This is a genomic window from Bacillus cereus, from assembly GCF_015071065.1.
GTDB classification, from domain to species: Bacteria; Bacillota; Bacilli; order Bacillales; family Bacillaceae_G; genus Bacillus_A; species Bacillus_A cereus_BA.
This window is the reverse complement of sequence record NZ_VOVA01000010.1, coordinates 1-26096: the sequence shown is the minus strand read 5'-3', so window position 1 is coordinate 26096 and position 26096 is coordinate 1. Positions and strand designations below refer to the sequence as shown.

The window sequence follows — 26096 nt, the reverse complement described above, 5'->3', positions numbered from 1 at the left end:
ATCACTAATTATCTATATTTAAAAACAAGAGAAGTTTTTAAACTTCTCTTGTTTTTGAATATTATTTATTATCGTAATTCGCTTTATTTGTACCACTAGATGTCCATGTAGCTTTTGCTTTGCTAAATACATCTTTCTTCTGCCATTTGCCATCATTGTAGACGCCTTTTCCATTTGTAACTGTTGCTCTACCTTGTTTTGTATAATGTTTATATTCGGAAACGACGTTTCCATCTCTTTTTCCTCTAATCCAATACCCACCGTCTGCTTTACCAGACGTTACACCTGCGTATAACTGAGGTTTATTGCCAGAATTGTTTTCATCTGCTACAAATCCTTCAGTTATTGTGCTATCCGCTGTCACAATTTCGGACTTTCCAACTGTTTTTTCTGCGGCAAATACATTCATTGAAGCTGGAACTACTAAAACACCTGCAGCAATTGCACCGATAATAGCCTTTTTCATACTAATTCCCCATTTCTATCAATTTATATTTTGTTAAGATTTTACATTAAAGGAAAATCTTACAACATAAATTTACCATATCCTTATTTTTTTGTAAATAAAAAGTAAATTTTCAGTTTATAATAATTGTTTTTAATTCATTATTCATATATTCATCTTTATTATTTTTGCGGAATCAAAAAGGGGTGTTTTAAAATTTAAATGTTAGTTGAAATAATAACGCCTTTCAAATAAGTTAAGAGGTTTTATTATTATTTTATGAGAGATCAACAGCGAAAAAAGCAGTGAAATGGACGTTTCTAGTAACAAATATTACTGCGGAAAATTCAATAATTATTGGTAATTTTGGGATATACTTATATGTTAACATAATATAGGATTGTATTGTTATTAAAAATTAAAATATTCAAAAGTAAAAAAAAGATCAATTCTTTAATAGAGTTGATCTTTTTAGTGGAAGTAGTTTTTAATTGGACAGATTACCCTATGAAAAGAAAAAAGTTCTGGTGCAAAAATAAAATACAATAACTTAACATGGCACAATAATATTTGGGTCAGAATCCAATACATATTATTAAATTTAAAGTGGTTCAAGTCGGAGGAAGGCACCTTAGGGTGTCTTTTCTTTATTTTCAAAAGGACCTGCTCAATTAATTCGTATAAACATAAAGTAAAGTGTATTCATTAATGTACACTTACATGTTCGAACTCTATTTTTTCTCCTATTATCAAAAAGGGATTCATATGGACTATGGTGGTAGTTACGACGGTTGGTTGATAAAGAGAGGCACTCTTGAGAGTGTCTTTTTTTGTTTCTAAACGGGGTAGGACGCACATTTTAACGTTTTTATACGCTAAGGGATTCTCAAAACTCCATAACACGAGTTAAATTGAGAATTTGATTTAAAGATGAGTTTTGAGACACTATTTAAGCTCTTTTCAGCACCTTTTACATTGAAGTGCATTTGTCTCAAATACCTACTGGTGATATCGCTTAGAGTAGTAAAATCAACGTTTTCTCATGTCGAATTTTGCTTAGCGTATATTTTCGTTAAAATGTTGGCGGTACGCCTCTTTATGAAAGTAAACTTTTTATTATAAATTTACATTCACAAAAACAATCTATCTTATTCAATGTAAATTATAAAAGGCAAACAAAGAAAATCTTTTTGTAATAAAATGCCTAGCAAAACCCCATTATATACATTGAAATATCCTTATATTATCAATAATAGAATGAGGGGCTTTTAATGAACAAGAAAAAAATAGGTTTATTAATTTTAGTAATCATTATTCTTTGGTTTGTATTTCCTCTTTCACCTTATTTAACAGATTTAAATCATACAGAACAAAAGTTATATAATAAATTACAAAAATCCCAAGATATTTATACACTAAAAGAGAAAAAACCTAAAACAGTAGTAAGATTATATTTACATTCAATACAAGAAAAAAATTATGAAACAACTTATCTTTTCTATAAAAATGATGAAAAAATGACCGAGGAAAAGAAACAATTTTTAAAAGAGGCACCTGAATTTCATGAGACAATTCTATCATCTTTTAGATTTGCAAGATCATCTGTAGTAATAAACGAAAATTACAAGGATCCCGCAGTTATTAATATGCCCCCATGGATAGGTACAGAAATTCAATTCCATATGTATCAAAAAAATGGAACATGGTTTATATACGACGTTCCTTTTCAATAATTGAATAATATATCTTATTGGTTTATCAAAAAGAATGCTGGAATCCCCGGATTCTTTTTGTATTTGTGAAAGTAAACTTTTATCCATTAGTTTACTTTCACACACCTAAAAACACTGACTTTATTCTAATTCTCCTGGTATCCTCAAAACAGAAAGAAAAGTATACATTCAAAACAATATAAATAAAGAAATCGAAAGAATCAAAAATACAAAACTCATATTACTCTTTTTATAATACGAATATACCTCATAAAAGCATCTCCTATTAATAAGGTACTGATAATCATAGATTATTTATTGTGTTCATTAATAAACTTCAATAAAAAAATTTCAAATATTTAATCAATTCATTCAAGAAAGAAGAAACAAAAAACAAAAAACACGGGCTTAATAGCAGTGTTTTTTGTTTTACTTCCAATAATGACTTTTATGATAACTAGAAATGTATATATTACGTGATAAAAGAAGCTAGAGACTTAACAAGTTTTTAGCTTTTTTTGTTATCGAAAAGAGCAAACGTCATGTCTGCTTCACAAACGATTTCATTATCTATTGTAGCAATAGCATGGGCTTTGGCAAATAAACGACGAACACGTGTCATCTCTACTTCTAAACGTAGCTGGTCACCGGGACGAACTTGTTTTTTGAATCGGCAATTATCAATACCAGTCAAAAAACCAATATTTCCACGGTTTTCTTCTTTCATGAGCATAATAAGTGCACTTACCTGTGCTAAAGCTTCTATAATTAAGACGCCTGGCATAACTGGGTAATCAGGAAAGTGACCGTTAAAGAATTCTTCATTAATTGTAACATTTTTGATGGCAACTGCGCGTTTTCCTTCTTCTACTTCAATAATACGATCTATCAGTAAAAAAGGGTAGCGCTGCGGAATAATCTCTTTAATTTGTTGAATATCAAGCATAGCTCTCTCTCCTTTGTTATTTTTACAATTATGCTTCAATCTATATGTCCCCTCTACCTAATATTTTAACACAAGATAATAGCACTAGGTTATAAAAAAGGATTTTGTATGCTATAGACATTAAATAAGTTAAGTACTACTAAGTGCATTAAATGGAATGGCTCCTTAGCAATATTCAAAATCGATTGCGTATTCTAATTTGTGCTCCAGTTTTTCTTGATCAAGTCAATGAATAACTACACATAAACTCCTTATATCTCTAGATAAAATACTGAATAACTACGTACAAACTCCAGATAGCGTATATAGAATACAAGTTATCAAGGAGGTTAAAAAAATGAATTTTATAAAACGAGCAATTCTCAGTATGAAACAACGAAAAGGAACAACATTCATTTTGATGGCAATCTTTTTAATTGTTGTCAATTTAGTATTAGCAGGGTTCACAGTACAAAACGCAACTCAAAAAGCGGCGGATGATGCAAGAAAAAAATTAGGGGCAGAGGTTGATCTAGGTCCTGATACTATGAAGCTAATAGAGAGTGGGCAGGAGGATAAATTTACTCCTCTTACTGACCAATTAGCCGATCAATTAGCAAAATCAAAGTATGTTAAAAATTATAATTATTTGTACTCAAGTGATGGAATTCCCGATGGATTTAAACATATTGAACCGGATAAGCCTAGAGAGAATAATTCTATGATGCAAATAGGAGGGGGAGAACAACCGGCCCTAAATATAAATGGTGTTAGAGAAATGAGTTTACTGGAAACATTTAAAAGTGGAGAAAGTAAAATGGTAGATGGAAAGCCCATTACAAAGGATGTAGCCGATAAAGATGTTGCTGTTATTGAAAAAAGATTAGCCGCTGAAAATAACCTAAAAGTGGGAGATAAAATTAAAGTAAAAGGAAGGGATTCCAAAACTACACTGGAATACGAAATTATTGGAATCTATGAAACGAGTCAAAAAGTGGATGGGTTCATGGCTGGTTTCGCTATGCTAGAACCAGCTAACAACATATATACTACCTATAAATCCGCTCAAAAGAACGCGGGGGAAAAGAACGAGAAGGCAAAAGCGGGTACTCCTGACGCTACTTCACTTAGCGCTGTATATTCTTTAAAAGACCCATTATTTGTTGAGGCATTTAAAGAAGAGGCAAAGAAATCAGGTCTTGATTTTGAAGTATTCAAGTTAGACGCACATGACGAAGTATATAAACAAATGATTGGCCCGATTAAAAACATCGCTTCTACTTCACAAATGATTATCTATATTGTATCTATTGCAGGTGCTGTTATTTTAGGATTGATCATTATGTTATCGATTAAAGGACGTCGTAAGGAAATGGGGATTTTATTGTCTATTGGAGAGAAAAAATGGAAACTAATGGCACAGTTAGTAGTAGAAGTTGTCTGTGTTGCTGTTTTGGCATTTGGATTATCTGTAACAACAGGATCTAAAGTTTCGCAGTTAATAGGGGATAATTTACTCTCTAGTGAAATTGCTACAGCAAGCGAAGAAAAAGATGAGGCAAAAAATGGGGCAGTAATGATGGTTGGAGCTAATGGTAAGATGCAAAATGAAAAAGAAGATCCAATTGATAAAATTGATGTGAGTGTAACAGGAAAGGATCTAGGAAAAATGGGGGGAATTGGACTAGCTATTGCTATACTGGCAACGATTCTTCCAGCATTATCTATTCTACGATTAAATCCAAAACAAATCCTTTTAAAGGATGAATAAGGTGGCCCGATATGGAGACGATTTTACAATTTAAAAACTTAAATTATTATTATGAAAGTAACGAAAAAAAAGTAACGATATTAGATAATGTTAATTTTTCTTTTCAAACAGGGCATTTCTATACAATTTTAGGGCCCTCTGGATCTGGTAAAACTACAACTCTTAGCTTAGGTTGTGGGCTAGATATACCTAAAAATGGTCATGTACTGTATAAAGGCAAGGACATTCGAAAAATTGGTTTAGATCGATACCGTAATCAATATGTATCCGTGATTTTTCAATCCTATAATTTGATTACCTATATGACCGCTGTTCAAAATGTACTTACGGCAATGGAAATTACAGGTGTTAAGGTACAAAATAAAAAGAAACGGGCATTAGAATTATTAGAGAAAGTAGGACTCACAGAAGTAGAAGCAAAACGAAATGTCTTGCAACTAAGTGGTGGACAACAACAACGTGTAGCAATTGCTCGAGCATTATCTTGCAATGTTGATTTACTTATTGCGGATGAGCCGACAGGAAACTTGGATGGAGAAACAGCAAAAGAGATTATTGAGTTGTTTCAGGAGCTCGCTCATCAAGAGAATAAATGTGTAATTGTTGTGACGCATTCACAAGAAGTTGCAAAAAAATCGGATCGAGCAGTTTATTTAAGTAAGAAAAAATTAGCAGTAAAAGACGCCCCTAGCGTCTAAAAAACAAATTCTATGATTAGAAGAGTTTGAAGAATAAGGAGATCGTGAAAATGATAAAAAAATTAGTAGGTCTGCTTTTCATTATAGGATTATTAGGAGGCTGTACTGTAAGTCAAGAAGATGGAAAATCTGATTCGAAAGCTGATAAACCAAAGCAGATTGAATCACCTAATAAAAGGCCAGGTGATTCATCACCAAATGAACAAAAAGATGCTAAGTCTATTCGTATAAACGAAGACGGCTCATATACAGAGATTGATGATGGGAATGAAAGACCCATAGATGCTACAGAGATAGAAAAATAGAAAAGGGTATAGATAGAAATCTAGAAGTCTCAAACATTAATTAAGATAGGATTTAACTATTTTAATGAATATGAGAATATCCATATTACCAGCAAATGAAGATGAACATCTCACGCAAACATTGGAGGATATCACGATGAATCAAGATCTGCCTTTACCAAGAGCTATGAATAAGTCGGGACGCTGTTAATATTTGTTATATAATGGAGTCAAACTATTATATAGGTAGTGTCCCTTTGGTGTCTGTTGGAATATATTGTTTCATCCTTGCGGTCATTGCGCAAAAAGAACTTGTAGTGATTCCTACAAGTTCTTTTTGTTTTTCTAGTTAAACATGGACGGAAACTTTCAAATATTGTTCCACTTGGGATGTGTCTTTGATAATTTTCTAAAAATCGATTATAAAATTAAAAATCACCCTGTTTTAACATGAAAAAGCGGCATTTTTATTACTTCTAATGCCTGCTAATACTTATTGCGAGATTTGGTTCTATTTCTACACAGCCCCCTTTATTTAACGTTTTATGCCTTTTTCATTCTAGAAGAATTTAAATAGGCCATGTAGGTTCTATATTTCTATCAAATGGTTTTTGCACCAGAACCTGTTTGTTCACTATTTATTAGGTGTATAACCAGTTCTCGAATTCAGGAATTAACTTAACTTTATTAGGGAGGCAAATACTTTTCTAAAGAGTGAATTAAAGTATTCTTTAACTAATTTCGACATTATCTGCATTTTATCTTTATCCCTCTCTATTAATCTATTTATTGTAAGAACCGGTTGAAAATACTGAGTCAACCAAATAAAGGTTCGGATTTATAAATAATTGATATAAAAATCAATAGAGAAAGGATAGATAAATAATGAAAAAAACAAAAAATAAAAATAAAACAGGTGTAATAACTAAGGCAATAATATCGCTAGGAGCTGTTCTAGCAACGGCTTGTTTCATGTTCTTATTAATTGGAAAATTTAATTCCACTCCTGCGAAAGGGGTAGCTCAAGAAAGTATTAAACAAGTTAACACGCAGCAACAAGAAAAGAAAAGTGAAACACCACCGACAAAACAAAAAAGGCCGGATGGAAAACCTGTAGGAAAAGTAGTCTACTTAACATTTGATGACGGTCCGAGCGCATTAACTGGTCAATTTTTGGATGTATTAAAAGAGGACAATGTTAAATCAACATTTTTCATGCAAGGAAGTAATTTGCAAAATACCAGTCTTCAGGAAAATGTAAAACGAGCAATAAAAGAGGGGCATTATATTGGTGCACATAGTATGACACATAATAGCAATAAGTTATATAAAAATGGGCAATTTGTACCAGAGATGAAAGAAACTCTAGCTCTTATACATGAAATTACAGGTACAAACCCTAAATTAGTTCGCCCGCCATATGGTTCCGCACCAGGTCTAAAAAGCGAAGAAATTCGTAAGCAAATTGTAGAATCTGGAATAAAAGTCTGGGATTGGACGATTGATTCTCATGACTGGGAATTAAAAGATAATTCAACTCAGATTGCAGAAAATGTAAAAAAACAAACGACAGAAGATATAGAAGTTGTTTTGATGCATGAAAAACCACAGACATTACAAGCTCTTCCTGAAATTATTAAATTTTATAAAGAGAAAGGATATGAATTTGGTGTATACAATGATGCAGACCATTTCCACCTGAATTTCCAGAAAGATCAACGTTTATAGTATGTAAATAATTATCTTTGAAAATTGGTTTTTATCAGTAAAAACGTTACCTAATTTTACTAAAAAAAGCATTGTAAGAAAGGAAATTGTATATGATTTTTAAAACAATCATCATGCCCTATATAAACAAAGGCGAAGTCCTCAAAGAGACTCCGCCTTTTCAACGTACAATGAACTTCGGTGCTATAAAAAACACAAATTTTTGTTTAGGGGGTACTTTAAAATCTTAGCTTGATGGCGATATTGCCGTATCTCTATTACCATTTCTTTTCCGTTACTATACAAACCAAAGATTTTATTTTATCTTAGATTTAATTTATTTGTAAATGTGGAACAAATTTATTACTTAGATTGTCTATTAAGTGTAATCCTAAAAACTTAGTGCCCAAACTTGATACACTGAATCTGATTTGACATCTATTCTAAGTACTGCAAAATACGAAAGGACTGATTATCTTGAAAAGTACAAGGATGTTAAAAATAGGGATGTGTGTTGGAATACTAAGTTTAAGTCTTGCAAGTGTAAAACTTTTTACAGGTGAACCATTGTAGGTGGAAGCAAAAGAAAAAGTAGAGAAAACTAAACATGCAAATCATGCGGCTCATTGAGAATTCGCACAACTCGAGAAAAAGTTTGACACCCAGTCGAGCGTCAAACTGGGCAGTTACTTATCGATCACCTAATGAACGGTTTGTTTACGCATCTACCTTTAAGGCTCTGGTTGCAGGAGCATTGTTACTACAATATCCAATTGACAAATTAGACAAAGTTAACACTTATACAAAAGATGATTTAGTAGAGTATTCACCAATTACAGAGAAACACGTGGATACCGGCATGACTCTTGGGGAAATTGCAGAGGCTGCTATTCGTTACAGTGATAACACTGCGGGGAACATTTTATTCAAGAAATTAGACGGACCTAAAGGATTTGAAAAAGCACTTAGACAGAATGGTAATAAGGTTACCTTGGCTGATTGCTTTGAGCCAGATATGAAAGAAGCTATTCAGGGAGACATTTGTGATACAAGTACAGCAAAAACACTTGCTACCAATCTTAAGGCTTTCACGGTCAGAGATGCACTCCAAACTGATAAACGTAAAATCCCTACGGATTGGATGCGCGGAAACGCTACAGGAGACGAACTCATCCATGCTGGTGTACCAAAAGATTGGGAAGTCGATGATAAATCTGGAGCCGGAAGCTACGGAACACCTAATGATATTGCCATCGTTTAGCCACCGAATAGAGAACCAGAGAACCGATTATCATTGCAATTCTGTCCAGTCAAGATGCTATATATGATACTGAGCTAATCGCGCAGACTGCCAAGGTTACAATAGATGCTCTCAAGTGAGGGTATTGATTTTACCTTTTGCTTTCTGATCCCCTATATTCCATACCATCTATAGGATAAAATTAGAAGTCGATTCTTTTTTACATCAAAAGAATCGTTTTTTACATTCTTTTCATTTCATTACGATTATGCTAACAAGAACCATTATATTAGACGAGTGGTCCAAGAACTCACTATTACAAATATTAGATATAGTACAAAGAGATGAGGAACAGCTCACAATTTCCTTGCTTTAAGGGGCAGCATTATTATAAAGAATAGAGATGAAAATAGTTTGTTCAAGAGTTAATCTTAGTTTTATAGTCTATAGATTAGGAAAATATTGACTGATTCCGATTAACACACTTTTTAAATATAAGTATATTTCTGAAGGTGACCTCAATAATTTTAAGTAAATTAACGGGAGAATTGAAAGGCAGGAGAAAGCAGCATGTCAGAAAATTATCGTTCTCGAGAGGAGCGACGACAATTTAAAAAGAAAAAACAACAAGGTAAAACATCGTTTTTTCGCAAATTTTTAATCAGTTGCTTACTACTTGGTATTGTAGGATTAGTCGCAGGGGTTGCTACCTTTTTCGTTATGATCAAGGATGCGCCAAAACTTGAGAAAGCAAAACTTGTTAATCCGTTATCCTCAAAAATTTATGATAAAGATGGAAAATTGATATATGAATATGGGAAAGAAAAACGAACGAATATTATGTATAATCAAATTCCTAAATTAGTAGAAAATGCATTTTTAGCGACAGAAGATGCACGTTTTTATGAGCACAGTGGCGTAGACTTTAAAGGTACTGCACGTGCAGTTTTAGTCAGCCTAAAAGGGGATTACGGCTCTCAAGGTGGAAGTACGATTACGCAGCAAGTTATTAAAAATTACTTCTTATCGATGGAAAAAACGTCAAAGCGTAAGGTTCAGGAAATTTATTTGGCGTATAAACTAGAACAACAATATTCAAAACATGAAATATTAGAGATGTATTTAAATAAAATTAATTTAGGTAACCGTTCATATGGAATCGCAACAGCAGCACAAAACTACTACGGTAAAGAATTGAAAGATTTAACATTACCAGAAGTTGCAATGTTGGCTGGTTTACCGAAAGCACCAAATAACTATGATCCAACGAAAAAAGAAAATGTTCAAAGGGCAACAGAAAGAAGAAACGTTGTACTAGAATTAATGAATCGACATGGTTATATAACAAAAGAAGAAATGGAAAAAGCCTCACAGGTTAAAGTAACAGATGGGCTTAAATCTGCAACAGAACTTCAAGCAATGCCATATCCTGCATTTATGGATGCGGTTGTGAAAGAAGTAGAAAAAGAATTACCAGATGCTAATATTGGATCTGACGGTTTAGAAATTTATACAACATTAGACTCAAAGGCACAGGATTTTGCGGACAAGCTATTAAATGAAAATATTATTAATTATCCAAATGAGAAATTCCAAGGGGCTTTCACATTTATGGATACGAAAACAGGAGAAGTTCGTGCAATTGGTAGCGGACGCGGTGAAAATAAAGCTGTATTTAAAGGACATAATATAGCGATTGAATTAGATCGCTCAGCAGGTTCAACGATGAAACCAATTTTTGATTACGCTCCTGCAATTGAATATTTAAAATGGGCTACTTACCATCAAATTGATGACTCTCCATTTAAGTATTCAACAGGACAAGAAGTTAGAAATGCAGATAGAAAGCATTTAGGACCAATTACAATGCGTGATGCATTGAAAACATCCCGAAATATCCCGGCTATTAAAACTGCAAAAGAAGTAGGAATTAATAAATCAAAAGCTTTCTCTGAAAAGTTAGGTATTACCTTTAATGTAGCACCGACCGAGTCAACAGCGATTGGTACAAATGAAGCGTCACCAACTGAAATTGCAGGTGCTTATGCGGCATTTGGTAATGATGGTAAGTATACGAAGCCGCATTTTGTTAAGAAAGTAGTTTATCCAGATGGTAAATCAAAAAGCTTTGAGCAAAAGCCAAAACGAGTTATGAAGGATTCTACAGCATATATGATTACTGATATGCTTCGTACTTTTGTTTCATCTGGATTGGGTACAGCAGCTAATATAGATTCTTTAGATGTAGCGGGTAAAACAGGTACAACAAACTATTCTTTAGAACAAATAGCACAATATAATCTACCAGAAAGTGCAACTCGTGATAGTTGGTTTGCTGGTTATACACCACAATATACGATGGCAGTATGGACTGGATATATAAAAGATAGTAAAGACGATTATATTAGTAGTAAAAATACGAAAATTTCTCAGTTGATTTTTAAAGAAATGATGAGCAAGATGGCTACAGATAAGTCGCAATTTAAAATGCCGAACAGTGTAGTTCAAGAAGGTAGCGAATTACGTATTAAAGGTGAGAAACGTGATTCTTCTCCAAATACGACTGAAAAGCCAAGTAATAATAATCAAAATAAGCAACAAGAAAAGCAAAAGAAACAAGAGGAATTAAAGAAACCAGAAGAGCAAAAGCAAAGTAAGCCAAATAATGGTAGTGGCCAAGGGAATACAACGTCACCAAACAATGGTAGTGGCCGAGGAAATACAACGCCACCAAACAATGGTAGTGGCCGAGGAAATACAACGCCACCAAACAATGGTAGTGGCCAAGGAAATACAACGCCACCAAACAATGGTAGTGGCCAAGGGAATACAACGCCACCAAACAATGGTAGTGGCCAAGGAAATACAACGCCACCAAACAATGGTAGTGGCCAAGGAAATACAACGCCACCAAACAATGGTAGTGGCCAAGGGAATACAACGCCACCAAACAATGGTAGTGGCCAAGGAAATACAACGCCGCCAAACAATGGGGATGGCCATGGAACACCAACGCAACCAAGTAATGATGGGAATACAGGAGAGGCTCCAGCCGATAATGGATAATAAGTAATATGAAGAAATTGTTGGTTCTGTGCAAATTTTAAAAAAAGCATAAACAGGTTGGTAAATGAGGAACAATGTTTAGGAAGTAGCTAGTAATTGTTGAAGTTCATAGTACGTTGAAAAGGCGAAGTCTCTTTGGACTTATCCCCGTCAAGTAGACAACTGTAAAAAAGACTATGCAGCCATCGAAATTCGAAATTCGATCGGAGCTCGATGGTTGAGTCGTTTTTGGAATCGTTTGTAGTTATAATGATAGATGTATGTTTCAATTGCTTGAATTAGTTCTCCCTTTGTTTGATAGTCATTAAGATAAAACATTTCAGATTTAAAATGAGAGAAGAATGATTCAATGCAAGCATTGTCATGGCAGTTTCCTTTGCGAGAATGGCTGCCGATGGCGCCTAGCTGTTGAAGCATACGATAATAAGCAGGAGATGTATATTGGAATCCTTGATCTGAGTGGATGATGGTTCCATACACATCTCTTTTTTGTGTTGCTAAATCTAATGTTTTTAGAACAAGTTGTAAATCATTGCGATGTGAGAGTTTCCAAGCAACGATTTCATTATTGTAAAGGTCTTGAACGACCGATAAATAGAGAAATTTATCTTTGAATGGCAAATAAGTGATATCTGTGACAAGTACCTCATTTTTTTTGCGGTTTTGGAATTGCCGTTCTACTACATTAGGGAAAACCCTTGAGGATTTCCCTTTGAAAAAGCGTCGCTTTTTACGGATGATCGATTGAATTTGAAGCTCTCGCATAAGTCTATATACTTTTTTGTGGTTCACGAAAAGTCCGGCCTCTCGTAAGGCGATTGTCATGCGAGGATAACCGTATTCCTTGTGTTTTATGTGAATTGCTTGAATCTGTTCACGCAGTGTATTATCCTTTGAAAGACGTAATTGCCTTTGATTACATGTTGAACGCCACTTATAGTAGCTAGAGCGATTTAACTGAGCAATGACGACAAGCCAGGTTACTTTGTACCGAGAACGTAGTTCTTCAATAATCTCGTACCTAGCCGTTTGAGCAAGAACACCTCCTATAGATTTGGACACTGCTTTTTTAAGTAAGCCACTTGCGCCTTGTAGTATTCCAATTCTTCTTCTATACTATCGAACTTCGTGCGAGAACGACCTTTTAAGAGGTTTTTTAAGCCGTTATTACCACCATTTTGCCCCCGCAAGTCTGAAATATCACCTGTTTCTTGATATTTCCGGACCCAATTCATTAACTGTGTTCTACTTCTAAGCTTATATTTCTTCGCTATGGCTGATTGGCTACCCTCACCATTTAAATAACTTTTTACAACTTGTACTTTTAATTCATCTGAATAAGTTTGAAATTTATCCCCTTTTTTAACCATAATAAAAATCCCCTCCAAGTAAAAGTGTAACATCCATGTGTATTCATGGTCTTTTTACACTGTCTACCTTAAGGGGATAATATCAGGTCCCGCAAATCAACCTGTTCTTTTTTAATCATATGCATGACTTCTACTCCAGAAAGAATGGATGTAGCTGTGTCAAAACATTTGAACCCTAGCATAGAATGAATTCGCTTCTTTATAAAACGATGATCTTGTTCTACTATGTTATTCAAGTACTTTTGTTGTCTAAGTCGCATACCACCAGGTATGCTTTTTTCTTTTTTCAACTGTTCAATTGCTATAGGATAAGCTGGATTTTTATCGACTGTTATAACACGAGGTTTTGAAACATGAAAAGACCGCAAGGCCTTCTTGAAAAAGCGCTTTGCAGCCTTCTGGTCTCTTGTTTTGCTTAGGTAAAAATCGATTGTATTTCCTTTTGAATCAACAGCACGATACAGGTACATCCATTGACCTTTTACTTTGATATATGTTTCATCGACTCTCCAGGAGTCATTTGTTTGTTTAAGGTGACGTCGGATTCGTTTGTCCAATTCAGGACCGTACTGATGAACCCAACGCATAATCGTTGTATGAGAAATGGATAAGCCCCGTTCCTCCATCATTTCCACTAAATCACGAAAACTGAGGTTGTACCGTAGATACCATCTTACCGTTAACAAAATAATATCAGGCTGATAATGCTTCCATTTGAATAGATTTCGCTTTTCCATACTGATCACGCACCTTTTTTAGAGTGATAATATCAGTATATCCAAGATTTAGAGATTACTTGCAATTATCTTGAAGTTTTCGCACCAGAACCATAAAATTCAACCGATGTTCTATGTGCGTAAAATAATGTAAATCGGTGCACGGTATTTTGAAGTTTTGTTTTTTGCAAAAATTCCTATTGACATAACGAATGTATATTGATAAAATTTAATTCATAAAATATAGACAATTTCATAAATTTTAAATCAGACGAAAATTAGATCTGATTTCTCTTATCAAGAGAGGTGGAGGGACTGTGCCCTGTGAAACCCAGCAACCATCAACTTTTACGTTGGAATGGTGCTAATTCCTGCAAAGCAAATGCTTTGAGAGATGAGAGGAAGGGATAATGTTGATATATGCATAAAAACCTTTCTGCTCATTCTAAAAGCAGAAAGGTTTTTTGTTGTTCGAATGAGAGTGAAGGATATTTTGTGAGAAAACATAGCGATTTATACAGTGATTGGGAGTATTTATAAAAATCTTTTGTTCCATTCTATATTCAATATTTTGATTGTTTAGTTATTTTATTGATTCCGTTTACGAAGATTCTCCTCGGGGTAAGTGTAGAACTGCCAGCTTTAATTATTGGAGTAGCACCATTCTATGCAAGAATGGTTGAAATTGATAAAGAAGTTATTGAAGCTTTAAACGCAATAGGAGCAAAACGAGCACGATTATTAGGAAGGTATTGATTCTGGCATCCTTACTAGCACTAGTAGTTGGTATTACAATAACGCCAATCGCTCTTGTAGATTATACAGCAATGGCTGGTGTTATCAGTGCTGGTAGACAAGGGAGACTTGATTATTTAGAAGGATTTCAGCACAGGAATAACGATGTGACAATCAATGCAACAATTTGTGTATTACTCATTGTTTTGCTAATTCAATGGATTAGCAATTTTGTTACAACGTGAATTGATAAAAAAATAAATACATAAAAAAGAAGAAGGGTGTTTACAACATGAAAAAACTATTACTATCAGCATTTATTACAACGGCAATTTTTGGTTTAGCTGCTTGTGGAGGAAAAAGTGAAGATAAGCTTGTTGTTGGTGCTTCTAATGTACCGCATGCAGTTATTTTGGAAAAAGCAAAACCGTTACTTGAGAAAAAAGGTGTAAAGCTAGAAATTAAAAAATTCCAAGACTACGTATTACCAAATAAATCATTAGCGAATAAAGAATTAGATGCAAACTATTTCCAAGGTATTCCATACTTAGAGAAAGAGATGAAAGACAAAAAATATGATTTTGAAGTAGCTGGAAAAATACACATTGAACCAATCGGTTTATATTCTCAAAAATATAAAAACCTAAAAGAGCTTCCAGATGGTGCAACAATTATTATGAGTAATGCAATTACTGATCATGGACGTGGTTTAGCGATTTTACAAAAAGAAGGTATTTTGAAAATTAAAGATGGTATAGACCCTGTAAAAGCAACCGTAAAAGATATTGCAGAAAACCCGAAAAATTTGAAATTCAAAACAGACATTGAGCCTGGTTTATTAGCACAAATGTATAAAAATAAAGAAGGCGATGCTATTTTAATTAATGCTAACTATGCAATTGATGCAAAATTAAATCCAAGGAAAGATGCAATCGCGATTGAAGGTAATGATTCTCCATATGTAAACGTAGTTGCAGTTCGTAAAGGTGATAAAGATAAGAAAGAAATTAAAGCACTTGTAGAAATATTGCATTCGAAAGAAATTGAAGACTTTATTAATAAGGAATATAACGGTGCTGTTATTCCTGTGAAAGAATAACTTTGGAAAGAATGGAGAATTTCGAGAGCGAGCCCTTCAAAATCAAGCACAGGAGCTAGTTGCTTAATGTGTATAGCTTAGTCAACAGGTCGCAATTATATTACTCTTTCATAAGGAATCCGGTGCTGAATCATCAGTACCGGATTTTTGGTTCTGGTGCAAAAACTTCAAGACACTTGCAATAAATCTTGGACATACTGATACGATTACTCTAGAAATGATGCGTGATTGGGATGGAAAAGGAAAATGTATTCAAATGGAAGCATTATCATCCGGATATTAATTTGTTAACGGTACAACCTCAGTTTTCGTGATTTGGTGGGGATGATGGAGGAAGGAAGATTACACACAACGATTATGCGATGGGTTCATCAATATGGACCTCAATTAGGTATCACCCTTTATCTGAAATTCACATTAAACTATTTAAACTTATAAATGAATATAGTGAAATGAAACTTGGATGGGAACCCTATATGCTTTAACGAATTTACCGAAAGAATTCTCCTTCCTCAAGCGTGTGAAGGGCGATAGCCCAACGGTAGGTGGGAGATGAATTTCGGTTTGGCATAGCCAAAAACTTTTGATAAACTAGCTATATGAAGTTCTTTGATAACTTGATATATGAGGTTGCAGGAAGAAAATAGAGTGCGAAAACCAAGCCATTCGGTTCCTGCGTAAAATATCAACCGTACCAAAAGAGCATCCAAGCGTTGGACATCTAGGGGGGGAACACCCCGAAGTAACGCTCAGGGAGACGAAAGGTTACTTTCGTCATGGAACTGAGAAGCTCCCACTTCAAGCTTAGCTAAGTGGCGAGTAGTTCACGTTTATTTGGGCTTATTTTACGTCCCAAAAGGAACACTTTTTGAAGTAATCATAATTCTATGTAAAAACACGCACACCTAAAAGAAATATTAAGAGGGTGTGCGTATGTTTATTTGGGAAATGAAAAGTTGAGAAAATGGTTTGTTTGGAATTTTTAACTAAAAATGTAAATTTACAAGTTATAATAAAGAGGCATGAGTATAGTTTTCAGGTTTTCAAAGTGCATAGTTAACCTAGCGATGTTTGTATAACGTTAATGGTTAAAATTAACTAAATATTCATTTTAATAAGATGAAAATAAATGGATATTAACTTATATTAGTGTTAATAGGATTAAAATATGGATAATAACAAATTAGCCAAACAATTAAAATCAGATAGGAAGAGGATAATGAAGACCAGAGATAGTTATAAAATTATTGTAATTGGTGCTGGGACTGCGGGACTCTCCTTTACTGCACATTTATTACGTAATGTATCCCTATTCAAAGGAAGTATAGCGATTATTGATTCATCAAAAAAACATTATTTTATCAACCACTGTGGAGTTTAGTGGGGGGGGAATTGTTTCAAAGGAATGTACGATGCGTGATCAAGATTCACTTGTTCCCAACGGAGCGATTTGGACTCCTAAAAGTGTTGTTAAGTTGTTTCCGTCTGAAAATAAGATTCTTTTAGATGATGAAACTATCCTTGAGTATGAAATTCTTATTGTAGCTGCCGGTATACAAATAAATTGGGGTGGTATTAAAGGATTGAAAGAATCAATAGGGACAAATGGTGTTTGTAGTCTAAAATATCAAAGACTGTCTTTTTCTCATATCGATGGGATTTCCGTCCGTTTTTCTGTAAGAGGGCAAACAGACGAAGGAAAATTTTTGATACTTCTTGGGTGTTTTTTTGTATAGCTTCATATACTAAGTGCAGATGATCTTGAATCATATAAATTGCTTTATATTCACTTAATTCTTTTTGTTTTTTCTGTAGTAACAGCTGTCGCATTTTGAACATAGTGGAAGAACAAAGAAAAATAGCGATTAACTGTCCATAAAGATGACATTCTAGACGATCTCGCTTAATGTTGTGACAATGATTGATACCAAATAGAGATTTCCATGTTTTAAATACAATCTCTATTTGCCAACGTAGTGAGTAGATCTCATGAACCTGTTCCATCGGAACAATTTCCCATGGTATGTTGGTAATATAAACATTGATTTCTGTTAAACGTTTACTTTTTTCAGAGTATGTAACGCCTTTTTTCTTTTCAACATAAGATTGCTTTTTCCTGCGTTTATGAATTTGAGTTGATGTAAGTCTGTATATTACAACTCGTGAGGGTAATTTTTGTTGTCCAACATAGGCATGTCGAATTTCATAAGTATTCCCTGGTTTTATCTGATGCATGATATCTTCAAGGTCAAGTAAAACATATAAAGATTGCTTTTTAACTGTCCCATCCCGAAAGAATTCTGGCGATTCATTTTTTACATATACTCTATTATTTAATTTCAGCCGTGAAACGTAGAATACCCCTCGTTGATCCATCTGGTCTAAATCTTTTAGAGAAAAATATCCTAAATCTCGAATACACAAATCTCCTGGTCGTGAGGTACCCAAACACTCTGTACCAAAGGTTTTATCATTATTTTTACCTGGCTCCATTTGAAAATTGAGGAATTTCCCACTATGTAAATCATACTCTAGTTGAATCTTAATACCCGCTGTTTGTGCACATCCTCCTGAACCAGGATAAATAGGAGCTAAATGATTGGGTACTTGAAAAATAGTAGCATCTAAAATACGTATACGTTGAAAATAAGAAGTGTATTGGTTTGGGATTTGAGACAAATCGTTTAGTTGGCTTTTGACTAAAAGGGAAAATACACGCTGTAGAAATAAAACAGCGCATCGGTTAAAACGTTGATTAAGTCCTTCTGGACTCATAAGTGTAGCTGTATTTGCATAAAGCTGACTACATAATCGAGTAAGAGAATCGCTTGCTACCTGTTGACTAATCCAGATACATAAAGCAGCCAAATCACGTGCGCCATACTTACTTTTATGTTTTACAAAACCTGTCTCTTGTGCAAGTTGTTGAAGAATATGTGGAGATAGATATCGCTGTAGTTCTTCAGCGAATAAATGAAACTCATCTTGAATCGATAGATTCATACAAAAACACCGTCCTTCCTGTATATTTCTACAAAAAGAATAGCGTATTTTCATTGTTTTTTGGGGCTGATTTCTTAATTTTCATGAAAATGTATTTACAAACCCAAAATATGGTTGACAATTAATGATTACATTTGTAATATTTATTTATAGATTACAAATGTAATACGAGGGGTGGAATTTTATATAATGAAAGAATTACCTAAAATATCGGAAGCTGAATTGGAAATCATGAAAGTTCTTTGGTCAAAATCTCCTCAAACAGCGAACGAAGTTATTGAAGCGCTAGAGGCAACAATGGACTGGAAACCGAAAACAATTCGAACGCTTATTAATCGATTAGTCCAAAAAGAAGCTGTTTCTTACCAGCAAGATAAAGGGCGTATGTATGAATATTATCCTTTAGTGTCGCAAGATAGATATCTACAAGTAGAAACAAAATCCCTCCTCAAACGTTTCTACGGTGCGGCATTTAAACCTTTACTTGTGAATTTCTTAAAGGAAGAAAAACTATCTTCAGAAGACATTAACGAACTCAAACGTATTCTGGATGAGAAGTCTGAGGAAAATCAGAGGAAGGATAGATAATGATGATAGATATGTTTGTAAACGTCTATCTACCTCGATTTTTTGATTGGGTGATAGAAACATCCATTATGGCAAGTATATTAGTTGGTCTAATCTTATGTGTCAAAATCTTGCTTAGAAACAAGTTAACTCCACGATGGCAGTACATGTTATGGATGATTTTAATTGTAAGACTTCTATTACCATGGTCACCAGATAGTTCCTATAGTATCTATTCTATCCTTTCGTACAGTAATGGAACTCCAGTTATCTTTCACCAAGACCCTGTAACTGTTTCTCCTACAAAAGAACGTATGCAAGGATCGGTAGATATAGGTGATACAAAGGTAATCACAAATGAAGATACCTATACATCTAGTTCAACACAAAAAGATGAGGAAAGTAAGAAACAAACGCACAATAATGAAAAGCAAGATGATGTGACGTTTTCATTTTATACAATCCTTTTATATATTTGGCTTGCTGGGATTATCATTCTGAGCTTTACTACCATCATTATGAATAGGCGTTTATTACTCTACATAAAAAAACAACCTGTAATTACAGAACAAAGAATTGTTAAAATCTTTAAGAACTGCAAACAATCTATGTCCGTTCAACAGGATATCCCACTACTTTTGGCTGGGAAGATTTCAAGTCCAACTGTGTTCGGATTTATTCGGCCAAAGGTGTTATTGTCAATTGTACATATGAAAGTATTAGATGAGCAACAGTTACGATACATTTTTCATCATGAATTGGCTCATATCAAACGCAGAGATGTTGGTGTGAATTGGCTTATGCATGGCTTACTCATTCTAAATTGGTTTAACCCAATTCTTTGGTATGCCTACGCATGCATGCGGGAAGATCAGGAACTGGCATGCGATGCGTTTGCTCTTACATTTATAGATTCAGAGGAAAAACTTGCATATGGTCATACCATTATTACCCTTTTAGAACAGAACTCAGGTTATTATCAAGTACCAAGCTTAGCGAACTTAAGTAGAAATAAAAGAACATTAAAAAGGAGAATTCTTATGATTAAAAAGTTCAAAAAGAATTCTTATCGTTGGTCTGCATTGGGGATTGTAGCTATTATTGCTGTATCATCTGTATCTTTATTAAATGCACGTGCAGATATACCAACTAACCCGAAAAAAGAACAAACGGAAGTGAAAAATAATATTCAAGAAGCAAAAACACAAACTAAAGTTCCTATTCAGCAAATCGTAGAAAAGATGATTGGTACAAAAGAACAAGCATTTACAGAATTTCATGTTTCTGAGAGTCAATATGAATCTATACTTGAAAAATTTGAAGTGGCGCGAAATTTTTTGACAAGGGATGAATTTGATCGATTGATTAAAGGGCAAACAGAGTCGTATATCATAGAGAAAAAGATAGTAGCTTTAGGTATCCATGGGAACTTAGAGCCAGAAGATGAAAAAAAATCGGAGGAAATTGGAAAATCTCTTGGCCCATTGTGGGGAAAAGTTAGGAAACATTTCCCCTCTACAATAGAAGATGCGAAAAAACTAGTTGATTTTCCGATAAAACAACCAAATTATATGCCAGAAGGATACCATCTAGTGAAAGAACAGGTTGACTCAGACATTACAATAGAGAAACCAAAACCTTTAGTTAGAACTGAATATATAAATGTAGATGGGGATGATGGCCAAATCATCATCGAACAATCCGAAGTCCTAGGAGCGGAAAAAGATCCTTGGACTAGCAAAGGATTCCATATGTTTGAAGAATATGAACTAGAGTTTGTACAAGGTATGGAGATGTTTGGTGGAAACCAAGTGACCTTTGGTAAGTCCAGTGATAGTAATATAACAGGAATGAAGATGATTGTTCCTGCGAAAGATGGAAAAAGTGCGTATCAAATAGTAATCACCGTTAGTATTTTAAATAAAGCTGAATTAGAAAAGGTTATGCTTTCCATGCTGAAATAGAAAATAGTGTTCTAGTTTTTCTTGACCAGGTCAAAATATGAAAACGATAGAGAGAGAAAATAAAATGAATATAGTGAACTTACGTCCTAAACAGCGGTCTAAGTATCGTATTATGCTAGGAACATGGTATTACTCTACAAAGAGGTACATCCAGTGGTTAGCAGACGGAAAAACATACGCAAAAACTTTACAACAAGAAAAGTTACCCTGTACAGCGATTCAGCACCGAACGATACTACTTCGTAAGCTCAAGGATGTAGATATGTGGTATCAACAGAATAAAGTTGTTAATTTAAAGATTGCCATTAAACAGCTAGATGGTATCGTCATTAGACCGGGAGAAACATTCTCTTACTGGCGTTTAATAGGTAAGCCTACTAGGAGAAAAGGGTATGTAGAAGGTATGATATTACACTATGGATCTTTTCAAGCAGGCATTGGAGGGGGACTTTGTCAGCTTTCAAATTTAATATATTGGATGACCTTACATACACCATTGACAGTAACAGAGCGATATCGTCATAGCTTTGATGTCTTTCCTGATTCCAAGCGGACCCAGCCGTTTGGAAGCGGAGCGACTTGTTCCTATAACTATTTGGACTTGCAAATTAAAAATGAAACGGACCAATCGTATCAACTTCACCTTTATATCACAGATAAACATTTAGTTGGTGAATGGAGAACAGCCTATCCGCAGCTTTATCAATATGAAGTTTATGAAAAAGAACACTCAATCCAATCTGCATACTGGGGTGGTTATATACGACACAATGTTATTCAACGTAGAGTATATAGCCAACAGAAACAGTTTGTAGAAGATCAATATGTAACTGAGAATCACGCTATAATGATGTACGAACCATTATTAGCTTGTAATAACGAGGAAAGTGGAGATTAATATAGCACACCAGTAGTTTATCCGGTTCTGGTGCAAAAAATAATGTCATTGTGTACACTGAAATTATGCATAAAAAGTACGTCACTCTTTCTCGTTAATATAAAAGAATAGTAACGTGCTTTTAACTTCAAGAATAGTCTAAATCCTTAAGTTGATGGATGTGTGGTGCTACCACATGCCCATCAACCTAATAGAACCGGTTACCCCAAAAACGATAAAAATGAACTTCGTTGCTATAAAAGACACAAAATTTTCGTTTTGGGGGCATCATGAAACCTTAGCTTGATGGCAATGGGGTACCGCCAGCATTTTGGAAAAAACCCACGCTAAGAGCATGCAAGATTTTATACAGTTTTTTGGCTAATCCAATAACAAATGAGAACCCGAAAACCCACACTATGATAGGAATGTATAAAAAATTGCATAGATTGATAAAAAGAAAAAAAGGCGAATCCCTTATGGAAGTAAGGGACTCGCCTTTTTCTTTGCTACCGATAATGATACGTTATGTCAACCTAACATGTATAGGATATACACTGTTCCTTATTCAACTAAATGGCAGGTTAGTTGAAGTGTATTTTGGTTAATATAGGAATTTTTTGGATGCCCCTAGAATATAAAAAATATAGATTGTATTATAGGAGGTATATAATGAAACAAAACATTTATGATAATCCGTTTTTCTTTAAAAAGTATAAGTCATTACGTGAAACTGGATTTACCTTTAATGATTTTGTTGAACAGCCAGCAATTAAATCTATAATTGCTAATCTTACAGATAAGTCTGTATTAGATTTGGGATGTGGAACTGGTCATTTTTCTATGTACTGTGTAGAAAGTGGTGCCTCGAAAGTTATAGGAGTGGACATCTCAAGAAATATGATTGAACAAGCTGAAATGTATAACAAAAACGAAAAAATAGATTATATGTGTGTACCAATAGAAGAACTTAATTTTCCAAATCAAAAATTCGACTTAATAACAAGTTCTTTAGTTATACATTACATAGAAGATTACTCACATCTAATTAAGAAAATAAGAGGTCTGTTAAAAAATGATGGTGAATTTATCTTTTCAACAGAACATCCAATAGTAACAGCTCGAAAGGAAATGAATAATTGGTTTAAGGATAATAATGGAAACAGATTGCATTGGGCATTAGATAATTACCAAGAAGAAGGAAAAAGGGAGGAACATTGGTGGATAGATGATGTTGTTAAATATCACAGAACAATTTCAACATTAATTAATACTCTTATAGACAACGGTCTTGTAATTGAGAAAATTATTGAGCCAGAGTCAACTCCAACAGGATTAGAAAAAATGCCAGAATTAATAAATGAAAAACGGAGACCATCTTCTATTATCATTAAATCAAGAAAATATTGAGATTGAACCCTCGTTGATTAACTACTGGCTTTATTTTTAAAAAAGAGTAAAATCTTTTTCTAATTTTAAAAATAAGATTGTGAAGAAATACACTTAAAGTAACGGGTGCTTTAATTGAGCAAGAAACTAAAAACTTTTAACTTCCGCTTTCGATAATTATGTAAATAAGCTGTCCATATGGACAGCTTATTTTATTTTTTGCTTAGCGTGGTTTATTTTTTAAATTTGAAATGTATCTAAGATATTATCTTTCTCTTCTTTATTGATACCAATATATTTAAGTGTAATTTGTGGCGTACTGTGATTGAGTATGTCTTGCAACATAGCAACATCTTTTGTTTGTCTATAGAACCAATAGCCGAAGGTTTTGCGCATGGTGTGAGTACCAATGGATTCTACACCGGCAAAATCTCCGGCTTTTTGTAATTGTCGATAAGCCTGGATTTTACTAATGGGTTGCTCTCCTTTTCGAGAAGGGAATAACCAGGTACTTTCTAGTGTTTGGGCATACGAATGAACTTCATCAAAAATAGAAGTGAGATTAATCATGCGTTCTTTCTTCGTTTTTCCCTCTTTGATTTTAAATTCTTTTCTTTTTTTTCGTCTTAATTCTAATATAGTTCGTGTTTCGAGTTGGAGTAGATCGCTAACGCGTAGTCCTGTATGAATTCCAATAAGAAATAAAATATAGTCTCGTTCAGAACAGTGACGTTTGAGAGCCCATTTCATATCTTCGATCTGTTTTTTACTTCGTATGGGTTGGACGTCAATAAGATGTGATTTTTTATTCATGGATTTTGGACCTCTTTATTTATAGTGTTTTGAATGTATACTTTCCTTGCTAATTTAGAGGATATCAGGGGAATTGGGATGAAGTCAATGATTTAGGTGAAATGAATGTAAACTAATAATAAAAAGTTTACATTCGCAAGAAAGGGTAATATAAGTTGAAATCTCAGTTTTTATAACAATCTTGGGGAGTTAACTATTGTATTATTTTTTTATAAACCGGGGTTTACTAAAAAATATAGCAAGTATAAAAAATAAACTTGTAAATAAAATTGCTAATGATGTTTTATTTAGTAAAGGTAATATTATTGCTGAAAGAGCGGATAATATAAAGAAAAATTTCATCAAGTGCATCAACCTCCTAAAGTATTTTAATTATCTCATTAAAAATTAATAATATAAATATTTGAAAGTAAACTAATATTGAAAAGTTTACATTGGAACTTGCAATTGAAATCCAACATACAATGCTATGAGCATTTACAACATAGTTTTGGTCAAAACCACAGCGATTGCTGTGGTTTTTCTTATTGACGAAACTGAAAGTAAACTTCTATCTAAAAGTTTACTTTCGTATTTACAATAAAAACAAATCATTTTCATTAATTTTCTATTTTCATGCTTTTACAAAACTAATTTTCACTATATGAAAGTTAAACATGCTTTAAAATTTGTACCTTTTGAAGTGGGTAAATTTGACCTTTAGCATTGGACGTTAATACACATGAGTGTAAAAAACAACATCTTGTCTGAAAATAGACACTGTGTCTGAAAACTTTTTTGATGGGGAAGTGGATATACATAGATGAAATACATAGCAAGAAAGGGCTGAGATTTATGAAAAAAGAAATCGTAAAATTGATCGAAGAATACGACTTGGTGAAATAGCAGTAAGAATTTTAATTTGGATATTCATGGACCCATCGCATGATGGTTGTGGGATGGACCAATACACCACGTTCTTTCAGAATTTCAGTTACATCTCGATAACTTCAAGAAAAACGACAGTAATAGCCGACGGCTACCAAAATAATATCTTTCCTGAATTGTTTTCCTTTAAAATATCTCATTTATGATTCTCCTCACTTTGTTTTGCAAAAGTTTAGCTTACTTTCAAAAACTTTGCAACAGAACCCAGAATCTTACACGATTTGATTTAAGTAACATTGCACAGCATCAATTAGATTACTTGGAGAAAGCAGAGAAGATGGGAGCGGTTTGTTTCTTCCTTATAGAGTTTAGTAAAGATCAAGCGATATTTCTTGTACCGTCATCAGTGATCCAATCTTATGTAAAGATGTCTCATCAACCGAAGGGCAAGAAGTCTATACCGAGAGCAGACTTTAATATTTATGGATACCTGGTAGATCAGATGGAGCGAGCGCCAGTTGATTACTTACAATACATCGATGAATCAGGATTGATTCCAGGGGTGTTAGATGGAATGATTCAGTTAGATCAGGATCATGCAAGGATTGCTAATAATATAGAAGCAGCGAAAGAGAAGATGAGTACCAAGAAACGAAAGTTATTAAAGGCTTAATGGATAAAGGAACAACGTGCAATAGTGTGGTGGGGGCTATGTTAATGCGTGATGTTCCCTTATTCAACAAGGAGATATTAAAATTTCACGTACCTTATGTGATATTAAAATTACAAATTCGAAATAGGGGGATTCCTTCATGGAACAATTATCTTTATTACCAGCAATCGATGAT

18 protein-coding genes, 7 pseudogenes and 1 riboswitch are annotated in these 26096 nt (G+C 33.9%); of the genes and pseudogenes, 17 read left to right on the top strand and 8 right to left on the bottom strand.

Annotated elements, in window-relative coordinates:
• Positions 1-61: 61 nt before the first annotated feature.
• A complete protein-coding gene (locus FT637_RS20765) occupies positions 62-466 on the bottom strand; it encodes a hypothetical protein (RefSeq protein WP_098858189.1) in 405 nt (134 codons plus the stop codon).
• 1250 nt (positions 467-1716) lie between these two features.
• Between FT637_RS20765 and FT637_RS20760 the strand changes: the two genes are divergently transcribed.
• On the top strand, positions 1717-2178 hold the full coding sequence (locus FT637_RS20760) for a hypothetical protein (protein WP_193647902.1): 462 nt from the start codon (positions 1717-1719) through the stop codon (positions 2176-2178).
• A 487-nt stretch (positions 2179-2665) separates the two neighbouring features.
• Here the strand turns inward: FT637_RS20760 and fabZ are convergent, their stop codons facing one another.
• Positions 2666-3103, bottom strand: a complete 438-nt coding sequence (gene fabZ, locus FT637_RS20755) for a 3-hydroxyacyl-ACP dehydratase FabZ (protein ID WP_193647978.1) — start codon at positions 3101-3103, stop codon at positions 2666-2668.
• Positions 3104-3440: 337 nt separating this feature from the next.
• Here fabZ and FT637_RS20750 point away from each other — a divergent pair, with 337 nt between their 5' ends.
• The 7 genes and pseudogenes from FT637_RS20750 to FT637_RS20725 all read left to right on the top strand — a co-directional run bounded on the left by FT637_RS20750 (position 3441) and on the right by FT637_RS20725 (position 11848).
• The gene (locus FT637_RS20750) at positions 3441-4853 is read left to right on the top strand and encodes an ABC transporter permease (protein WP_193647901.1); all 1413 of its coding nucleotides are present in this window, start codon (positions 3441-3443) and stop codon (positions 4851-4853) included.
• A gap of 11 nt (positions 4854-4864) precedes the next feature.
• Entirely contained in the window at positions 4865-5551 is a 687-nt protein-coding gene (locus tag FT637_RS20745) for an ABC transporter ATP-binding protein (RefSeq protein ID WP_193647900.1), read from the top strand.
• 50 nt (positions 5552-5601) lie between these two features.
• Complete coding sequence (locus FT637_RS20740; protein ID WP_193647899.1) at positions 5602-5856, top strand: hypothetical protein; 255 nt, start codon at positions 5602-5604, stop codon at positions 5854-5856.
• A gap of 82 nt (positions 5857-5938) precedes the next feature.
• Positions 5939-6031, top strand: a pseudogene (locus tag FT637_RS29985) (Rpn family recombination-promoting nuclease/putative transposase); the annotation flags it as partial.
• A 689-nt stretch (positions 6032-6720) separates the two neighbouring features.
• A complete protein-coding gene (locus FT637_RS20735; RefSeq protein ID WP_193647898.1) occupies positions 6721-7563 on the top strand; it encodes a polysaccharide deacetylase family protein in 843 nt (280 codons plus the stop codon).
• Positions 7564-8034: 471 nt separating this feature from the next.
• Positions 8035-8922, top strand: a pseudogene (gene bla, locus FT637_RS20730) (class A beta-lactamase).
• Between the two features lie 430 nt (positions 8923-9352).
• A complete protein-coding gene (locus FT637_RS20725; protein ID WP_193647897.1) occupies positions 9353-11848 on the top strand; it encodes a PBP1A family penicillin-binding protein in 2496 nt (831 codons plus the stop codon).
• A 174-nt stretch (positions 11849-12022) separates the two neighbouring features.
• On the opposite strand, the gene FT637_RS20720 is transcribed toward FT637_RS20725, so the two are convergent.
• From FT637_RS20720 to FT637_RS20710, 3 genes are all read right to left on the bottom strand, one after another.
• Positions 12023-12910, bottom strand: coding sequence for an IS3 family transposase (locus tag FT637_RS20720; RefSeq protein ID WP_193647896.1), 888 nt, complete (start codon positions 12908-12910; stop codon positions 12023-12025).
• On the bottom strand, positions 12895-13218 hold the full coding sequence (locus tag FT637_RS20715; RefSeq protein ID WP_193647895.1) for a helix-turn-helix domain-containing protein: 324 nt from the start codon (positions 13216-13218) through the stop codon (positions 12895-12897). The genes FT637_RS20720 and FT637_RS20715 overlap by 16 nt, the downstream gene beginning before the upstream one ends.
• A 68-nt stretch (positions 13219-13286) precedes the next feature.
• Entirely contained in the window at positions 13287-13955 is a 669-nt protein-coding gene (locus FT637_RS20710; protein ID WP_193647894.1) for an IS6 family transposase, read from the bottom strand.
• 270 nt (positions 13956-14225) lie between these two features.
• A riboswitch (SAM riboswitch) is annotated at positions 14226-14335 on the top strand.
• Positions 14336-14483: 148 nt separating this feature from the next.
• Between FT637_RS20710 and FT637_RS20705 the strand changes: the two are divergent.
• The 4 genes and pseudogenes from FT637_RS20705 to FT637_RS20690 form a co-directional block, all read left to right on the top strand.
• Positions 14484-14914 (top strand): annotated as a pseudogene (locus FT637_RS20705) (ABC transporter permease); the annotation flags it as partial.
• 47 nt (positions 14915-14961) lie between these two features.
• Positions 14962-15768, top strand: a complete 807-nt coding sequence (gene metQ / locus FT637_RS20700) for a methionine ABC transporter substrate-binding lipoprotein MetQ (RefSeq protein WP_193647893.1) — start codon at positions 14962-14964, stop codon at positions 15766-15768.
• Between the two features lie 233 nt (positions 15769-16001).
• Positions 16002-16158, top strand: a pseudogene (locus tag FT637_RS20695) (IS6 family transposase); the annotation flags it as partial.
• Between the two features lie 829 nt (positions 16159-16987).
• A pseudogene (locus tag FT637_RS20690) lies at positions 16988-17423 on the top strand (FAD-dependent oxidoreductase); the annotation flags it as partial.
• Here FT637_RS20690 and FT637_RS20685 read toward each other — a convergent pair.
• Positions 17344-18771, bottom strand: a complete 1428-nt coding sequence (locus tag FT637_RS20685; protein ID WP_193647892.1) for an IS4 family transposase — start codon at positions 18769-18771, stop codon at positions 17344-17346. The pseudogene FT637_RS20690 and the gene FT637_RS20685 sit on opposite strands and share 80 nt — an antisense overlap.
• 186 nt (positions 18772-18957) lie before the next feature.
• Between FT637_RS20685 and FT637_RS20680 the strand changes: the two genes are divergently transcribed.
• From FT637_RS20680 to FT637_RS20665, 4 genes are all read left to right on the top strand, one after another.
• Positions 18958-19359 (top strand): BlaI/MecI/CopY family transcriptional regulator, encoded by a 402-nt coding sequence (locus FT637_RS20680; protein WP_413773240.1) that lies wholly within the window; start codon positions 18958-18960, stop codon positions 19357-19359.
• A 2-nt stretch (positions 19360-19361) separates the two neighbouring features.
• Complete coding sequence (locus FT637_RS20675; RefSeq protein WP_193647977.1) at positions 19362-21302, top strand: M56 family metallopeptidase; 1941 nt, start codon at positions 19362-19364, stop codon at positions 21300-21302.
• A gap of 64 nt (positions 21303-21366) precedes the next feature.
• The gene (locus FT637_RS20670) at positions 21367-22200 is read left to right on the top strand and encodes a VanW family protein (protein ID WP_016119196.1); all 834 of its coding nucleotides are present in this window, start codon (positions 21367-21369) and stop codon (positions 22198-22200) included.
• Between the two features lie 651 nt (positions 22201-22851).
• Positions 22852-23589, top strand: coding sequence for a class I SAM-dependent methyltransferase (locus tag FT637_RS20665; RefSeq protein ID WP_193647890.1), 738 nt, complete (start codon positions 22852-22854; stop codon positions 23587-23589).
• 219 nt (positions 23590-23808) lie between these two features.
• Here the strand turns inward: FT637_RS20665 and FT637_RS20660 are convergent, their stop codons facing one another.
• Positions 23809-24381 carry a tyrosine-type recombinase/integrase gene (locus FT637_RS20660; protein WP_193647889.1) on the bottom strand — a complete coding sequence of 191 codons (573 nt, stop codon included), beginning with the start codon at positions 24379-24381 and terminating at the stop codon, positions 23809-23811.
• 905 nt (positions 24382-25286) lie between these two features.
• Positions 25287-25448: pseudogene (locus FT637_RS20655) on the bottom strand (IS6 family transposase); the annotation flags it as partial.
• Positions 25449-25510: 62 nt separating this feature from the next.
• Between FT637_RS20655 and FT637_RS20650 the strand changes: the two are divergent.
• Positions 25511-25921, top strand: a pseudogene (locus FT637_RS20650) (Holliday junction resolvase RecU); the annotation flags it as partial.
• Positions 25922-26096 lie beyond the last annotated feature (175 nt).

What these genes read in the sequence shown, in the direction of transcription:
- FT637_RS20675 (WP_193647977.1), top strand. Translation starts at nt 19,362, where the DNA reads ATGATAGATATGTTTGTAAACGTCTATCTACCTCGATTTTTTGATTGG.
- FT637_RS20710 (WP_193647894.1), bottom strand. Translation starts at nt 13,955, where the DNA reads ATGGAAAAGCGAAATCTATTCAAATGGAAGCATTATCAGCCTGATATT.
- FT637_RS20725 (WP_193647897.1), top strand. Translation starts at nt 9,353, where the DNA reads ATGTCAGAAAATTATCGTTCTCGAGAGGAGCGACGACAATTTAAAAAG.
- FT637_RS20765 (WP_098858189.1), bottom strand. Translation starts at nt 466, where the DNA reads ATGAAAAAGGCTATTATCGGTGCAATTGCTGCAGGTGTTTTAGTAGTT.
- metQ (WP_193647893.1), top strand. Translation starts at nt 14,962, where the DNA reads ATGAAAAAACTATTACTATCAGCATTTATTACAACGGCAATTTTTGGT.
- FT637_RS20715 (WP_193647895.1), bottom strand. Translation starts at nt 13,218, where the DNA reads ATGGTTAAAAAAGGGGATAAATTTCAAACTTATTCAGATGAATTAAAA.
- FT637_RS20670 (WP_016119196.1), top strand. Translation starts at nt 21,367, where the DNA reads ATGAATATAGTGAACTTACGTCCTAAACAGCGGTCTAAGTATCGTATT.
- FT637_RS20660 (WP_193647889.1), bottom strand. Translation starts at nt 24,381, where the DNA reads ATGAATAAAAAATCACATCTTATTGACGTCCAACCCATACGAAGTAAA.
- fabZ (WP_193647978.1), bottom strand. Translation starts at nt 3,103, where the DNA reads ATGCTTGATATTCAACAAATTAAAGAGATTATTCCGCAGCGCTACCCT.
- FT637_RS20735 (WP_193647898.1), top strand. Translation starts at nt 6,721, where the DNA reads ATGAAAAAAACAAAAAATAAAAATAAAACAGGTGTAATAACTAAGGCA.
- FT637_RS20665 (WP_193647890.1), top strand. Translation starts at nt 22,852, where the DNA reads ATGAAACAAAACATTTATGATAATCCGTTTTTCTTTAAAAAGTATAAG.
- FT637_RS20685 (WP_193647892.1), bottom strand. Translation starts at nt 18,771, where the DNA reads ATGAATCTATCGATTCAAGATGAGTTTCATTTATTCGCTGAAGAACTA.
- FT637_RS20760 (WP_193647902.1), top strand. Translation starts at nt 1,717, where the DNA reads ATGAACAAGAAAAAAATAGGTTTATTAATTTTAGTAATCATTATTCTT.
- FT637_RS20740 (WP_193647899.1), top strand. Translation starts at nt 5,602, where the DNA reads ATGATAAAAAAATTAGTAGGTCTGCTTTTCATTATAGGATTATTAGGA.
- FT637_RS20750 (WP_193647901.1), top strand. Translation starts at nt 3,441, where the DNA reads ATGAATTTTATAAAACGAGCAATTCTCAGTATGAAACAACGAAAAGGA.
- FT637_RS20745 (WP_193647900.1), top strand. Translation starts at nt 4,865, where the DNA reads ATGGAGACGATTTTACAATTTAAAAACTTAAATTATTATTATGAAAGT.